At 57.4% G+C, this 14,368-nt stretch carries 11 protein-coding genes and 3 tRNA genes; 4 read left to right on the forward strand and 10 right to left on the reverse strand.

Annotation, left to right across the window (positions count from 1 at the left end):
• Nucleotides 1–84: 84 nt before the first annotated feature.
• Nucleotides 85–1,899, forward strand: coding sequence for an excinuclease ABC subunit UvrC (uvrC, locus tag AU182_RS09685; protein ID WP_066964275.1), 1,815 nt, complete (start codon nt 85–87; stop codon nt 1,897–1,899).
• 98 nt (nt 1,900–1,997) lie between these two features.
• On the forward strand, nt 1,998–2,570 hold the full coding sequence (gene pgsA, locus AU182_RS09690) for a CDP-diacylglycerol--glycerol-3-phosphate 3-phosphatidyltransferase (RefSeq protein WP_066964278.1): 573 nt from the start codon (nt 1,998–2,000) through the stop codon (nt 2,568–2,570).
• A gap of 124 nt (nt 2,571–2,694) precedes the next feature.
• On the opposite strand, the gene AU182_RS09695 is transcribed toward pgsA, so the two are convergent.
• Nucleotides 2,695–4,023 carry a S8 family serine peptidase gene (locus tag AU182_RS09695; protein ID WP_082859340.1) on the reverse strand — a complete coding sequence of 443 codons (1,329 nt, stop codon included), beginning with the start codon at nt 4,021–4,023 and terminating at the stop codon, nt 2,695–2,697.
• Nucleotides 4,024–4,538: 515 nt separating this feature from the next.
• On the opposite strand from AU182_RS09695, the gene AU182_RS09700 reads away from it, so the two are divergent.
• Nucleotides 4,539–5,054 carry an HNH endonuclease family protein gene (locus AU182_RS09700; protein ID WP_193754322.1) on the forward strand — a complete coding sequence of 172 codons (516 nt, stop codon included), beginning with the start codon at nt 4,539–4,541 and terminating at the stop codon, nt 5,052–5,054.
• 182 nt (nt 5,055–5,236) lie between these two features.
• Here the strand turns inward: AU182_RS09700 and AU182_RS09705 are convergent.
• The 6 genes from AU182_RS09705 to AU182_RS09730 form a co-directional block, all read right to left on the reverse strand.
• Nucleotides 5,237–5,323: transfer RNA gene (locus AU182_RS09705), tRNA-Leu, on the reverse strand.
• 72 nt (nt 5,324–5,395) lie between these two features.
• Nucleotides 5,396–5,469, reverse strand: a tRNA-Cys gene (locus tag AU182_RS09710).
• A 453-nt stretch (nt 5,470–5,922) separates the two neighbouring features.
• Nucleotides 5,923–7,191, reverse strand: a complete 1,269-nt coding sequence (locus AU182_RS09715) for a hypothetical protein (RefSeq protein ID WP_066964281.1) — start codon at nt 7,189–7,191, stop codon at nt 5,923–5,925.
• 125 nt (nt 7,192–7,316) lie between these two features.
• The gene (locus AU182_RS09720) at nt 7,317–8,294 is read right to left on the reverse strand and encodes an ornithine cyclodeaminase family protein (RefSeq protein ID WP_066964283.1); all 978 of its coding nucleotides are present in this window, start codon (nt 8,292–8,294) and stop codon (nt 7,317–7,319) included.
• Between the two features lie 343 nt (nt 8,295–8,637).
• Nucleotides 8,638–8,714 (reverse strand) — tRNA-Pro (locus tag AU182_RS09725).
• A 154-nt stretch (nt 8,715–8,868) separates the two neighbouring features.
• On the reverse strand, nt 8,869–9,717 hold the full coding sequence (locus AU182_RS09730; protein ID WP_066964286.1) for an acyl-CoA thioesterase II: 849 nt from the start codon (nt 9,715–9,717) through the stop codon (nt 8,869–8,871).
• Between the two features lie 103 nt (nt 9,718–9,820).
• Here AU182_RS09730 and AU182_RS09735 point away from each other — a divergent pair, with 103 nt between their 5' ends.
• Nucleotides 9,821–10,693: a GntR family transcriptional regulator gene (locus AU182_RS09735; protein ID WP_066964289.1), complete on the forward strand. Its 873-nt coding sequence runs from the start codon at nt 9,821–9,823 to the stop codon at nt 10,691–10,693.
• Nucleotides 10,694–10,750: 57 nt separating this feature from the next.
• Here the strand turns inward: AU182_RS09735 and AU182_RS09740 are convergent, their stop codons facing one another.
• From AU182_RS09740 to AU182_RS09750, 3 genes are all read right to left on the reverse strand, one after another.
• Nucleotides 10,751–11,722, reverse strand: coding sequence for a proline racemase family protein (locus AU182_RS09740; protein ID WP_066964291.1), 972 nt, complete (start codon nt 11,720–11,722; stop codon nt 10,751–10,753).
• Nucleotides 11,723–11,791: 69 nt separating this feature from the next.
• Nucleotides 11,792–13,387, reverse strand: coding sequence for an aldehyde dehydrogenase (NADP(+)) (locus AU182_RS09745; protein ID WP_227718205.1), 1,596 nt, complete (start codon nt 13,385–13,387; stop codon nt 11,792–11,794).
• A 4-nt stretch (nt 13,388–13,391) separates the two neighbouring features.
• Nucleotides 13,392–14,291: a dihydrodipicolinate synthase family protein gene (locus tag AU182_RS09750; RefSeq protein ID WP_066964294.1), complete on the reverse strand. Its 900-nt coding sequence runs from the start codon at nt 14,289–14,291 to the stop codon at nt 13,392–13,394.
• Between the last annotated feature and the right edge of the window lie 77 nt (nt 14,292–14,368).

Genomic DNA, 14,368 nt, shown 5'->3' on the forward strand with positions numbered 1-14,368 from the left:
TCGGTCCTGAACCCAGACAACGCGATCGTTTTTTCTAACAGGGGCCTGAACGGCCCCTGTTTTGTTTTGGCATAAGTACACGCAATGTTCGACAGCAAACGCTTTCTCACAACTGTTACCCGCAAACCTGGTGTGTATCAGATGTTTGACGACCAGGGTAAGGTGCTGTACGTGGGTAAGGCCAAAAACCTGCGTAATCGTCTCAGCAGTTATTTCCGGGCCAGCGGGCTGACCGCAAAAACCATGGCACTGGTGGAAAAGATTGCGGACATTGAGGTTACGGTAACGCGCAGTGAGACAGAGGCGCTGGTACTTGAGCAAAGCCTGATTAAGTCTCAGCGTCCGCCCTACAATGTCATGCTGAAAGATGACAAGGGCTACCCCTATATCTTTCTGTCCAGCAAAGATACCTTTCCGCGCATTGCCTTTCACCGCGGTGCCAAACGCAAGAAGGGCGATTATTTTGGCCCGTTTCCCAATGCATCCTCGGTGAGAGACAGTCTCAATTTTCTGCAAAAAACCTTTCGGATCCGGACCTGCGAAGACAGTGTTTTTGCCAACCGTTCCCGACCCTGCCTGCAATATCAGATCGAGCGTTGCACCGCGCCCTGTGTAGACTTTATAGACCCGGAAGATTATCAGGCGGATGTGCGGCACGCGCAGATGTTTCTTGCCGGTAAAAGCGACAGCATTATCCGCGAGCTCGCCGATGAGATGGAGAAGGCATCCATGGAGCTGGCGTTTGAGAAGGCGGCGCGGTTGCGGGATCAGATCGTTGCGCTGCGGCGATTGCAATCCGACCAGGTTGCCGAGAGCGGCGGTGCAGATGTGGACGTGCTTGGGGTCGCGACTTCCGGCGGGATCTGCTGTGTCCATGTGTTGTTTGTACGCCAGGGAAGAATCCTCGGCAGCCGAAGTTACTACCCCAGCGAAAAGCTCGGCCTGGATGATGCCGCCTTGCTGTCTGCCTTCATTCCCCAGTTCTACCTGGGCACCAGTAGGGAGCTTCCCCGCCAGATTCTGGTGTCGGAGCCATTGGACGACTTAGAGGCTTTGCAGCAGGCACTGACCAAGCAGGCGGGGAAAGACATCCAAGTCGTGCATCGCCTGCGGGGTAATCGCGCTACCTGGGTCGAGATGGCGCAGCAGGCGGCCAGCCAGAACCTGCAGAGCCGCACCGCATCACAACAAAAGCTGCAAGACCGGTTCGAAAACCTGCAGGAAGTACTGCGGCTCGATGGGCTACCCGAGCGCCTCGAATGTTTCGATATCAGTCACTCCAGTGGTGAGGCGACGGTGGCGTCCTGCGTGGTGTTTGACACCGGTGGCCCGGTAAAATCCGACTACCGCCGCTTCAATATTGAGGACATTACCGCCGGCGACGATTATGCGGCAATGAGCCAGGCCCTGAAGCGTCGCTACACCCGCTTGTCGAATGGTGAGGGGCGGTTTCCGAATATCCTGCTCATCGACGGAGGCAAGGGGCAGGTGACCCAGGCTGTGGATGCCCTGAACCAGCTCGGCGTCACCGGTGTGCAGATTATTGGCGTGTCCAAGGGGACCACCCGGAAAGCGGGCTTTGAGACCCTGCATGTGGTTGCCGAAGGCCGTGAGTTGGTACTGGGGGCCGATTCTCCCGCTTTGCACCTCATCCAGCAGGTGCGGGACGAAGCCCACCGGTTTGCTATCACCGGGCACCGGCAGCGCCGTGACAAAAAGCGTCGCGAATCCCCGCTGGAAGGCATACCGGGTGTCGGTCCAGCGCGGCGGCGGGCGCTACTGCGCCATTTTGGGGGGCTGCAAGAGATTATGCGCGCTTCCGTGAATGAGCTATCCAGTGTTGAGGGCGTGAGCCGCAAACTTGCTCAGGATATATACTCGACCCTGCACAACGAATAGAGCAGCGGAAATACCTCACCGACGTTTATTTTTTTGTCTCAGGTTGCTAAGTTACGCACTGCCGACGATGTGTGTTCCCGGACAGTAGAAGGACCAGCATGACCCTAGCCAATCAATTGACCTTGCTGCGCGTAGCGCTAATTCCGGTTTTCGTGCTGGTATTTTATCTTCCGTACAATTGGAGCTATATCGCCTCAGCGCTCATATTTTCCATTGCCGCCGCGACGGACTGGCTGGATGGCTACATCGCCCGCAAATTGAATCAAAGCACGCCGTTCGGGGCTTTTCTCGATCCCGTCGCTGACAAGTTGATGGTGGCTACGGCTCTGGTTTTGCTGGTGGATTTGCATAATCACCGTCTGTTTACCATCGCGGCAGCGGTGATTATTGGCCGGGAGATTGCTGTATCGGCACTGCGAGAGTGGATGGCCGAGCTTGGGCAGCGCAACAGTGTCGCGGTCTCATTTATCGGTAAGATCAAAACCACCGCCCAGATGGCGGCAATCATCGTACTTCTGGCGTTTGATGTGCGGGAGTTCCCGATCATGGAAACCATCGGTTATGTGTTGCTGTACATCGCCGCTGCGCTGACGCTCTGGACCATGGTGCTGTACATTCGCGCTGCCTGGCCGGCACTTACCGCTGACCCTGTCGATGATTCTGAAGGCTGATTGGTAGTACACCTCGTAGGGCCGGCACCGGCAGAGGCCTAACGCAGCTCGCCAGCCCCACAAAAAAAGCCCCCGTCAGGGGGCTTTGCTGTTTCTGAAGTAAGGCGTTTTTTTGACTCTCTCCTTATTTGGGAGACTGAACCAGGCCTGCGCCATACACATCGTCATTGCCGGGCTTGCCCAGATCCAGTGACCCCTGGGCGAGGGCTGCCTCAACCTGGGCAGGGTGCATGTCGCCACCATTTGCACCGATGATCAGCGCTGCAACGCCCGCCGCATGCGGCGATGCCATGCTGGTGCCGACCGACCAGTACCAGCCACCGTTACCGGTACTGAACACAAAATCAAAGACACCGCAGAGATTGGTGATGGGGCCAACGGTGCACACATCGTTATTGCTTAGGTAATAGGTGTAGTCGCCACCCGGCGCCGCGAAGTCGATCAAGGACTGACCATAGTTGGAGTAAATCGCCAGATTGTCGAGGTTGCCGTTACCTGCAGCCCAGCCCTGCGGGCCAGTGGCGGAAATGGAAATGGCGTGAGGCGAATCAGCCGGCAGATTCAGGTTGTTGCGGTCTTTGTCGCCATCGGTTGAGTCGTTGCCCGCGGCAGTGATGATGGTCACCCCCGCCTGGTAGGCGTAGTTGGTAGCGCGAGACATCATGGTGCGCAGTGCCGCAGCGCCGGGCTCGCTCGCGGGGAAGGCAGCACCCAGGCTCATGTTGATGACGTCTGCGTCCTGATTGGCCGCATGCACAATCGCCGCAGCGACAGCGCCAAATGAGCCAGAGCCGGCATCACCCAGGGCTTTGAGCAAGATCAGCGTCGCGTCGGGCGCCACACCGATGGTGCCAATGCCGTTGTCGGCAGCCGCAACGGTACCCGCAACATGGGTGCCGTGGCTGAAGGTGTCTGGCAGGGTGTAGGCAAGCCCTTCACCGGTGAAATCCATGCTGGCGTTGTAGTCGATATTGGGGGCCAGATCCGGGTGATCCAGGTCGTAGCCGCCATCGATAATGGCTACCCGTACGCCTTTGCCTGTGTTTCCAGCGTTCCAGGATTCCACCGCATTCACGGCGACATGCCCCCACTGAAGGTCGAAGAAGAAATCATCATCACCACTGAGCGGTGGGTTCGCCGCGGCGTCGAGTGTCATGCCCTCAGCGACAATCGGCTCATAGAACTGGAAGGATGCGTTGACGCCCGCGTGTTTAACACCGGAAAGGGTGTTGACGCTCTCGCCAAAGCTACTGTCACCTTCTACCAGCAATACGCCGATCTCAGGCACAGTGAGGGTGATTTTTCCGCCTGCGGCAGCAATATCGTCCAATGTTTTCTGGTGAATTTTATTGCCATGTACCACCAGTACCCAGGACTCGGCGACGGCCCCGGCAGAAAAGCAGAATACAACGGTGATGACAGCGAAGAAGTTACGAATACAACTTAGAAGCATGAATTGCCCCCTTGGTCTAAATGCCTATTTCCCTACGGCTAAATCTGGGAAGCGAAAGCAACTCAACCGCGCAAAGAATCCCCGAAGAGCAGCGCGACCGGTTGCCGGTTATTGTGTTCGCCAATCCTGGCGAAGGGACAATATAAACGCCGACATGGCCGGGGAGTAAAGGGGCTGCCGGCAAAAGCAATGTCTCCGGCATATATGGGCGATTTTGTCGAAAAGTGTGCACAGTTGGCATCTGCTTCATTGCTGCGGGGAATAATATTTCAGTGAAATCGACATCTTGCTTTGCTGGTTTCCACAGTGAGTGGTTTTTTTCGTGGTCAGCAACTCCCGTGCCTTTCACGATTTCGGCAAACTGAGGATTTGCACGTCACACCGCTTCCGGTACGATAGTCTCACTTGAGATTTTTCGCGCCAATGGAGCTGTCGTGCCGCGTCTAAAACCTTCTCTGCATTTTGTTACCTCGCCTGTTTTCGTTCTTCTGTCTTTGCTGATCCTGGCGGCGCCAATGGCGAGTGCGCTCGCGGATGAGAGCGATAAATATCGCCGCAGCGAGTGGCTGCCGCGCTGGTCGGATACAGACCGTGATTGCCAGGATACGCGCCACGAGCTATTGATTCGTTATTCGCTGGCGCCGGTCACCTACACCGACCGCAGTAGTTGCAAGGTGGAAAGTGGATTGTGGATGGACCCCTATACGGGGAGCTTCTTTGAATTGGCATCGGATCTCGACGTCGAGCATATCGTGCCGCTGAAGTGGGCCCACGAGCGCGGCGGCGCACACTGGTCCCGCGCACAGAAGCGGGCATTTGCGGAGGACCCCGACAATCTCTGGCTGGTGGATGACGGGCGCAATCAAAGCAAGGGCCATCGGGGCCCGGATGAATGGATGCCCCCGTACGGTCCGGTTCGGCAATTTTACTTGCGACGGTTTATGGCGGTGGCCGAAAAGTATGGGTTGCAAGCGACCCCGGCGGAGTCCCGAATTTTTCTGGCGATGCTGGAAAGTCCGTATCGCGGCTGAGCTCAGCAGGGTAGGGGTGCGGTACGTAGGGGGGCGGTACAGAGTATCGAGAATTAGCCAAAGCGCTGTTCGATCGGCTAAGGGGTATGGTGTGACAGGGAATTCCTGTTGCGCCAGCTGCTGCGGGAGCGGTCTGTCTGTCAGTTGTGAATTTGCCGAGAGGTTCAGAATAAAACGGAAGGTGGTGCCCAGAGCCGGACTTGAACCGGCACGTCCCAAAGGACGGGAGATTTTAAGTCTCCTGTGTCTACCAATTCCACCATCCGGGCGGATAGGGCGGTCGACGGTTTCAGAATGGTCCGTCGACTAAGCCAGTCTGCTAGTGAGACCGGGAGGGAAAATGGAGGCTAGGGTCGGAATCGAACCGGCGTACACGGAGTTGCAGTCCGCTGCATGACCACTCTGCCACCTAGCCAAGGTGCCGCTGTGATAGCGGTGAAAACGCCGCGGATTCTAGCGGATAAGCTGAAAAAATCCTAGCATTTTCTGATACTTACGCGCCGTCTGGCGTGTAAGAGGGCGCTATTCTAGGGTTTGCCGGGGATTAGTCAAGGGGCAGTCTTGTTGATTGTCTCGTTGCTGTTATTTTGATCAGCGTGAGCATTTCCGGGTCTACTAATAACCTGAGGTATTGCAAAGGCCGTTTCTATTGCCAATCGTTCTAAAGTTTTTTCGGCATCCACTGGCAATCCACCGGGTGTGGCTAATACTCAAAGTAGCTGGCTAGCACACATCTCCCCCACGTCGTGTTTAGTAGTGCCGGCCGGGTGCCTTCCTCCATACGGGCACCCAGTGTGTTGTAAGGATGAAATCCTCCAAGTTTCACTCCTAATGGTCTTGGCCCTGACGCTCTCCCCCCCCCCCGACGTCAGGGCTTTTTTTTGCCTGAAAGAAATGTCCTTTCCAGCTGGGGCAAGGGTGCACCTGCGGCCTCTTCTGCCAGTGCGCGAAACTTCTGCAGGGTTACTTCCCCGCGGTTGGCGGCCAGCGCGGTTACTACGTTATCAAGGCTGCGTTGACCCTTACTGGCTTTCTGAATCGCTTGGTCCACCTGGTGCAGCACAACCGTGGCCCGAGCGGTAATCGGCCCTGAAGAGCGTCTGACTAGCAGGTTCGGCGACTCCTTCCCCCAATCAGCAAGCTCCTCAAGTGCCTGCTGATAGCGGCGCTCGCTGATACCACCGGTCCTGCGCAGTGTTTCCAGTGAGTAGTACTCAGCGATACCCTCGACAATCCAGTCGCTTTCTTTGTCGCCGCGAATTCCGGTTCCCACGTGCACCAGCTCGTGCAACATGCTGCTGGTCCTGTTGCCGGAAATGAGAGGTCGGTCGGCGTGCATAAACAGGGAGCGGGTACCGGAAAGTCCGCCCCGCCACATGGGATCGCCGGCCATGACGATAAGCAGCTTTTGGGGGAACTCCGGGAATACTTTTTTAAGCTCGGGCAGCGTCCAGCTTAAAAATGCCAGGGTGTCCTGTCGGCGCACGCCTTTACCCAGCGGGGCTGCCACCACGGTATCTGTGCCGTCGATAACATCCTGGCGGCTGCCGATGCGCCCGGAAATCATCCAGCCTTTCGGTCGAACAAAGCGACGGCCCGGATCTTTCAGCTGGAAAACCCCGTGCTCGTCTTTTGCATACGGGGCGAGGGTGTTCCAGTTTTTCGGTGTGTTGACCCGCAGGGTTGCCCGGGACTTGAGGGATTTGGAGGCTCGTGTGGAGACCGGTGGGATCAGCTTATCGGTACGCAGAATTGTCCAGCGTTCCGTCATCAGTGAGTCATATCTGCCAGACGACCGTTTTTCGTCGATTTTGAAGCGATACGTGATTTGCGCGCGTCCGGGTTCCGGCTGCCAGACGGTACGGTCGCCTTTCTGGGTAAGGTGTTCACCGGTGATATCGATGTGCCGCTCGGGATTGAAGTGCAGTGTCAACTGGCTGGGCAGGGCGCTCCCCGACAGGGCTATCGTCACCTGGGCAAAATCGTCACCCGGGTCAAGTTGAACCCGGTAGTCGATATCGTAAACGCTCTTGTTTTTGTCCGCGTAGGCAGCCGGTGACCAACTATTGAGAGACGCCAACAATAGACCGAGGATGACAAGCTTGCAGGAACGCCAAGCTTTCAAAATGTGCAGCATAAAACTTCTGGCTCTGATTTGATGTCATGCAGTGATGATATGACAACGTATTTTGATAACAGTGCCAGAGATTACCGCTCAAGTGGCCGGTGTGCGACCCCGGTCTGCGCCAAGTTGTTCGCACGTCACAAATTGGTCCGCGAAGAAGTCGGTTGACGGCCTTCCGACGCTCGCTCCATGGCATGAACCAGTGTCGCCGCCACCAGGTCCTCCAGTGCATGGCCGACGGACTTGAAGCAGGTGACACCTTCGCGGGAGGCCGGTGCCGTCGATTGGCACAGTGAGGGCAGGTGCCCGAGTACCGAAGACTCGGTAATCACGCCGTTGTTTAGGGGGATGTAAAGATCGCCGGTTTCCGACAGCGCATGTGGCATCACATCGACATACAGCGCTACCTGCCTGATCAGCGCATCATCGGCCTCTCGCATGTCCGGCCGGTAGGCGCCGACCAGGTCAATGTGCTGTGTTGGTCGTAGCCACTCCCCCCGAATGATGGGTGTTTTGCTCAGGGTTGCACAGCTCACAATGTCTGCCTGTGCCATGCCTTGCTGGATGTCTTCGCACACTTTGGCCGAGCACGGCAGATCCGAGATGGAATCAACAACTCGCTGCGCCTTGGCGGCGGAGCGACCCCATAGCAGTACTTCCTTAATGGGACGAACACAAGCGTGCGCCCGGATCAGCTCGGGAGCAAGTGTCCCTGTGCCCACCATCAAGAGCACGCTCGCATCCGTCGGTGCCAGGTAATCCGCGGCCAGCGCCGATGCGGCCGCGGTGCGCATGGCGGTAATACTTGCAGCGTCCATGATCGCCCGAGGCGTACCGGTGGCAGCGTCAAACAATGCGTACTGCCCTTGAATAGATGGCTGCTCCCGGTTATCGGGCGCAACCACCACCGTTTTGACACCCAGGAACCCATCCGCCTGCCACGCGGGCATGAGCAGTAGCGTGTTTTCATTGTGGTGTGCATTGGAATATCGGAAATGGTGGTGATGCCGCTGAGGCACCTCAATGGTTTGATTGCGAAAAGCATCCCGCAGGGCGGCAATTAAATGCGGGTATTCGATGGCACTGCGGATAGTTTCGGCGGTAATAAACTTCATTGTACTTGTACTGACGTTATTGGTTGGCTTCGGCGGTATCCGATAAAATCGTATTTATTTCGATGAGAGGTTTTTAGAGCCCAGGTGTGTTGCCAACCTGGTTTGTTGGCGGACCTTAGGGCGCTGAGATTGGAGTGTTGCCAAAAGTATGTCTTTGCCGACAATAACAATTAATGTTTTTGGATGCAATGAACGGATTGCCGAAAGCCGTCGTGCAAGCGCTAAAGAATGTGGGGCGCCTAAAGCTGACTCATAAGCGACTGTGAAAAGAGGGGGGAATTTGTGCCGAACTTTCACTGGGATAGTGGCGACAGCAGCGAAAAAAACGAGCAGAGAAAAGAAATGGTCGGTGAGAGAGGATTCGAACCTCCGACCCCTTCGTCCCGAACGAAGTGCGCTACCAGGCTGCGCTACTCACCGACAGTTTGAGCGTGTGAATTCTGTGATTGCCACAGACGTTTTGCTCTGTGCTTCGTGGTGAAGCGGGCGGCATTATAGCAGCCGCACCGCCTCTGTAAACCACTGATTTCATTAAATTTAGCACTTTGTGCCAAGGGCGCAATGTCGTGCCAGCTCAGCCCTTGATTTGGCGTATCAGGCCTTCCTGGGTAGTTGAGGCGACCAGCCTGCCATCCCGGGAGAAGATCTGCCCGCGGCAGTAGCCTCGTGCGCCACTGGCTGATGGACTATCGGTCACGTATAGCAGCCAGTCATCGGCGCGAAACCGGCGGTGGAACCACATGGCGTGATCCAAGCTGGCCGGCATCAGGTGTGGGTCGAACAGGCTGATGGGGTGCGGTTGCAGGGCGGTGCCGAGCAGGGCCATATCGGATGCGTAGCACAGGGCGCTGCGATGCTCGATCGGGCTATCGGAGAGTTTGCCGTCAACCTTGAACCAGAACATGCAACGGGGTTCGCGCACGGCATTATCAAAGTAACTCATGGGGTCGACTGGTCGAAAATCGACCATATAGCGTCGCTGGTTTTGTGCTGCCCCCTCCATGCCGGCTTCTTCCGCCAGTTGCTGGGTGTTCTTCAGGTCTTCCGGCTGAATCACGCCTTCTGTCGGCATGTCGGCCTGGTGATTGAAGCCCGGCTCGTCGATCTGAAACGACGCGGACATGTTGAATATTGCCTTGCCGTTCTGTTTGGCCACCACGCGGCGGGTGGTAAAGCTGCCTCCGTCGCGGATCGGGTCGACATCATAGATCACCGGTTTCTCGCTGCTGCCGGGGCGCAGGAAATAGGCATGCAGGGAGTGGGGGAGTCGATCCTCGACCGTGCGTGCTGCGGCCATCAGTGCCTGGCCGAGTACCTGCCCACCAAAGAGGACTTTGCGATAGTTCTCGACATGAGCCTGGCTGCGGAACAGATTGGTATCCAACTGTTCGACGTCGAGAAGCTTGCTCAACTTTTCCAACATGGGCGATACTGCCTATCTTATGTAAAATTTTTACGTGATACCTGTATTACCTGGGGGCCTAAGGCTGCCAGGCGGGCACAAAATAATAGCAAGCGCTGGCTAAATGACCATTACTGAATTTATCAAATCCGATGTAAAAGCCGTTCTCCAGGCGGAGGGTCGTCTACCGTACAAGCTCACTCTGGGTGCTATGTCTGAGCACTACAAGGTTAGCCTGACGCCGGTTCGCCACGCGGTCGATGAGCTGGTTGAGGAAGGTGTCATCCGCCGGAAAGACAACGGACGACTGGAGGCGCAGCCGGAAGTGCTCAAGGGCATGAAGCTTGAGGCCCCCAAGGAAGATGCCACCGAGCGAAAACTGTACGAAACCATCCGCCAGGATGTCATCGTGCGGAGTTTGCAACAAGATACCGAATACCTCCGTGAACATGCGACCGCCGAGCAGTATGGCGCTGGGCGCACCGTCGTGCGGCAGATCTTTTCTCGTCTGGCTGGGGCGGGGCTGATTGAGCATGTTCCCCGCTGTGGCTGGCGTGTACACCCGTTCAGCGAACAGGATATGCACGATTACCTGGACATTCGGGAAATGCTCGAGCTGAAGGCGCTAGACCTCGCGCGGGGCCACTTCACCGATGACGAGTTACAAAAGCTGCTCAAGGCAAACAAGCCGGGGCGCGGTGGTGCCAAGTCAGAGCTTGACTTCGACTTGCACGATTACTGGATCGAGCGCTGCGGCAACCGGTACATCGCGGAATTTTTCAAGCGTTACAGCCCGTTTTACAATGCACTGTTCAATTACGCGGTGATTGATGAACGTGTGAAGCGAGAAATGGCAAAAGAACACTGCGAGATTGTCGAGTGCCTGCTGGCGAAAGACTGGAAGGGTGCGCGCAAGGCGCTCAGTCATCATATTCGGGATCAGCGAGAGGCGGTATCGCGCATGATCGAATACCTGAATGAGAAAAAATACGCCTAACCGATCGTTAAAAAGGCTTGCCATCCCGGCAAGCCTTTTTTCATCACAGGTGTTTTTTCAGAAGCCGTGTGCAAAGGGGTCTTCAGGGTCGAAGATAATCGTGGATTCGGCACTGATATAGGCACTCCCGGTGATGGTAGGTATCACTGCGTTCAGTCCGGCGTTCGTGTCTGCCGTGGGCTGAATGCTGCCCTCGAAAATACTTCCGATAATACTTTCCTGCCGCCAGGTCTGGCCTGGCTTGATCACGCCATCGTCGTATAAGCAGGCCAGCTTTGCGCTGGTGCCGGTGCCGCAGGGCGATCGGTCGTACGCTTTTCCCGGGCACAGCACGAAGTTCTTGCTATCGGCCATGTCCGGGTTCGAGGGCTTTGCGAAGAGCTCGATGTGATCGATCTCTTCGCCATTGGCTCCGGTAATACCCTGTTCGCGAAGTGCCTGACGGATCTGCCAGCAAAACTCGGTCAGGTGGTCGGTATTGTCCGGGCTGATATGCTGGCCGTGATTGGAGATCAGGAAAAACCAATTCCCCCCCCAGGCGATGTCACCGCTGAACCCGCCAATTCCATCAACATAGACCGGCACACTTTTACGATAGCGGTAGCTTGGTACGTTTTCCACGCTTACCCGGTGGTTGTTGTGCAGCACAAAGCTGACGTCTCCCACCGGGGATTCCAGGCGGTGCAGGCCCGGTGCGATCTTGCCCATACGCGCCAGGGTCGCAGCGAGGCCGATGGTGCCGTGACCGCACATACCCAGGTAGCCGACATTATTGAAAAAGATCACCCCGGCGGCATTGTCTGGATTTTGTGGGGCGCACAGGAGCGCACCGACCATCACGTCGGATCCGCGGGGTTCACGGATCAGCGCGGCACGCAGATAGTCGAACTTCTCGCGAAAGACGTTGACCCGCTCGGCCATGCTGCCCGAGCCGAGGTCGGGGCCACCACGGACGATGACCCGCGTGGGTTCACCGCCAGTATGGGAGTCTACGACCTGTACCTGTTGATCGTTATTATCGCCGTACACAGTTATTCTCCAGATTCTTTTTATAGTTTACGGGCAATGTTGTCCGTGTGCGAAGGGTGCGAGTTCACATCAGCAGATCGGTTCCCGGGTCCAGTTCCCGTCGACACACCGCCAGGCGTCCAGTGGGTTGGCGTCACTCAATAGCGGTGGCAGCCGCTGTGGACGGACATTGTCGTAGCAGTCGAGTTTACTGAAGCGGATCATGGATGCCGGTACACCTACGGCGGTGAACCCCGGGTGGCCCGAAGCCGGGAATGGGCCGCCGTGGTTCATTGCCGGTGATACGGCCACCCCGGTCGGCATTTTGTCGTTCAGCAGCCGGCCCACCTTTGCGCGCAGCACCGGGGCAAGACGGGCATAGTCTTCATCGTCGTCACCGGCCAATGAGGAATAGATACAGCCGGTCAGGTTGCCTTCGAGATGTGTGAGAATTGCGGCGGTTTGTTCCGTGCTTTGGCTGGATACGACCAGCGCTGCGTTACCGAAAGCCTCTGTCTGGAAGGCAGTGGGATGCTGCAGGAACGTTTCCCCAGAGACATGCAGTAGCGTATTGGGAAGGCAGAAGCGATGTTCATCGCTTTCGGTATTGCGCGTCACCCGCGTAGCACCGGCGTCTTCCAGCTGGGCGACCGCCTGCTGCAGTCCCTGCAGGGTACCTGCGCTCAGCAGCGTGCCTGGAGTGGCGCCATCGAATAGCTCGCCGGCTCGCTCGATAAACAGCTCGCCCTCGGTACTGGCGGGCACAATCACCAGGCCCGGGTTGGTGCAGAACTGGCCGCTCCCCATCAGGCAGCTTCCGGCAAACTCTTCGGCGAGTTCACTACCGCGTTCGCGCAATGCCCCGGGTAGAAGCACCACCGGATTGATACTGGAAAGTTCTGCATAGAACGGAATTCCGGCTTCGTCGGCCGCTTGCTTCAGGGCGAGACCTGCGGTGCGGGAGCCGGTAAAGGTCGCTGCGCCGAGGCGCTGGTCACTCACCATGCGATAGCCATCTTCACGGCTGGTTGCATAGATCATTTGCAGGGTCGCGGCGGGGAGCCCGGCTTCGGCTAGTGCCTCAGCAGCCAATGCCGCCAGCTGCTGGCAGGTCCCCGGGTGGGCAGAATGTGCTTTGGCGATGACCGGGTTGCCCGCAGCGATGGCAGCGGCAAAATCGCCTCCGGCAACGCCATTGAAAGCCAGTGGGAAATTGTTTGGACCAAAGATCAAAACCGGTCCAATCGGCGCGTGCATGCTGCGAATATTGTTGGCGGTGTCGATGGTGGCTCGGGCCCAGCTGGACGCTCGGGCCGCTGTTGCCGCGGCGCGGAGCTGGCCGGTGGTACGCGGGAGCTCAACGTCCAACAGGCGCGGGCTGAGGGGAAGCCCGGTTTCCTCATGGGCAAGGCTGCATATTTCTTCGGCAGACGCTTCGATCGCGTCCGCAAAGTACTCCAGGAAGCGTGCCCGGGCCTCGGCTGGGGAGGTCCGCAAGGCTTCGGCGGCTGTGGTGGCAGCGTCCAGAGCGGCGTCGCAATCGCGCCAGCTGGAAATTGGGTACCAGCGATCAATACCGGTGGCGGTGGTTGGGTTGGTGGGCTGAAAGCGGCCGGATTCGGCCGCTTGTCGCCACTCGCCCGCGATCAGTACGGGAGCTGTGTACATGGCGAATTCTCCACTCATGGTATTACCGGATGGTCGGGCGGTTGGCGATTGCGGTGCGAATGATATCGAGCACGGACTCTCGCTCAGCACCGGTCAGTGACAGGCGCGGATTGCGGCACAGCTCACTGCCAAACCCACACTCCTGCACGGCGAGCTTGATGTATTGGACCAGCTTGGGCTTTGTGTCCAGGTGGAGCAGGGGGGTGTACCAGCGGTAGACCTTGCGCGCCTCTTCATAGTTGCCGCTGGTGGCGAGATCCCACATCAGCCGGTTCTCTTGTGGGAACGCATTGACCAGGCCCGAGATCCAGCCGTGTGCGCCCAGGGCGATGCTTTCCAGGGCCAGGTCGTCAACTCCGCAGAAGAGTACGAAATCATCGCTGACGAGATTGGCAATGTCGGTCAGGCGGCGGGGGTCGTCGGAGGCTTCCTTTACCGCAACGATATTTGGCACCTGCGCCAGCTCGGCAACGGCTTCCGCGGACACATCCACCCCGTAGCAGGCCGGGTTGTTGTACACCATCACCGGCAGGTCAGTGGCCGCGGCGACACCGCGGATATGGGTGACGATCTCATCGGCATCCGCCTTGTAGGACATGGGCGGCAGCACCATCAGACCATCCACACCGGCTTCCTTGGCGGCGCGCGCAAAATTACAGGCCTGGGTGGTGGTGTATTCAGACACCCCGGTGAGTACCGGTACACGGCCGTTGACGTGCTTGACCGTTGCGGCAAGCACTTCGATTTTCTCTTCCTGGCTCAGTGAGCAGTTTTCTCCCACCGTACCCAACATGACGAGCCCATTGATTCCCGCATCAAGCATCACGTCCAGGTGCTTGAGGGTATCGGGGATGTTCAGACTTTCATCGGCGTTGAACTGCGTGGTTGCTGCGGGGAATACGCCGCTCCAGTTGATTTGCATGTGACTTCCTCATCATGGTCTTGGGGCAAAGGGGGGAGCAATTTCCAATTTATGCAGAAAGCCCTTTGCGTTTAGTT

The sequence above is a fragment of the Microbulbifer sp. Q7 genome (assembly GCF_001639145.1).
Lineage (GTDB): Bacteria > Pseudomonadota > Gammaproteobacteria > Pseudomonadales > Cellvibrionaceae > Microbulbifer.

What these genes read in the sequence shown, in the direction of transcription:
- AU182_RS09730 (WP_066964286.1), bottom strand. Translation starts at nt 9,717, where the DNA reads ATGTTGGAAAAGTTGAGCAAGCTTCTCGACGTCGAACAGTTGGATACC.
- AU182_RS09735 (WP_066964289.1), top strand. Translation starts at nt 9,821, where the DNA reads ATGACCATTACTGAATTTATCAAATCCGATGTAAAAGCCGTTCTCCAG.
- AU182_RS09700 (WP_193754322.1), top strand. Translation starts at nt 4,539, where the DNA reads ATGGCGAGTGCGCTCGCGGATGAGAGCGATAAATATCGCCGCAGCGAG.
- AU182_RS09745 (WP_227718205.1), bottom strand. Translation starts at nt 13,387, where the DNA reads ATGAGTGGAGAATTCGCCATGTACACAGCTCCCGTACTGATCGCGGGC.
- pgsA (WP_066964278.1), top strand. Translation starts at nt 1,998, where the DNA reads ATGACCCTAGCCAATCAATTGACCTTGCTGCGCGTAGCGCTAATTCCG.
- AU182_RS09750 (WP_066964294.1), bottom strand. Translation starts at nt 14,291, where the DNA reads ATGCAAATCAACTGGAGCGGCGTATTCCCCGCAGCAACCACGCAGTTC.
- AU182_RS09720 (WP_066964283.1), bottom strand. Translation starts at nt 8,294, where the DNA reads ATGAAGTTTATTACCGCCGAAACTATCCGCAGTGCCATCGAATACCCG.
- uvrC (WP_066964275.1), top strand. Translation starts at nt 85, where the DNA reads ATGTTCGACAGCAAACGCTTTCTCACAACTGTTACCCGCAAACCTGGT.
- AU182_RS09695 (WP_082859340.1), bottom strand. Translation starts at nt 4,023, where the DNA reads ATGCTTCTAAGTTGTATTCGTAACTTCTTCGCTGTCATCACCGTTGTA.
- AU182_RS09715 (WP_066964281.1), bottom strand. Translation starts at nt 7,191, where the DNA reads ATGCTGCACATTTTGAAAGCTTGGCGTTCCTGCAAGCTTGTCATCCTC.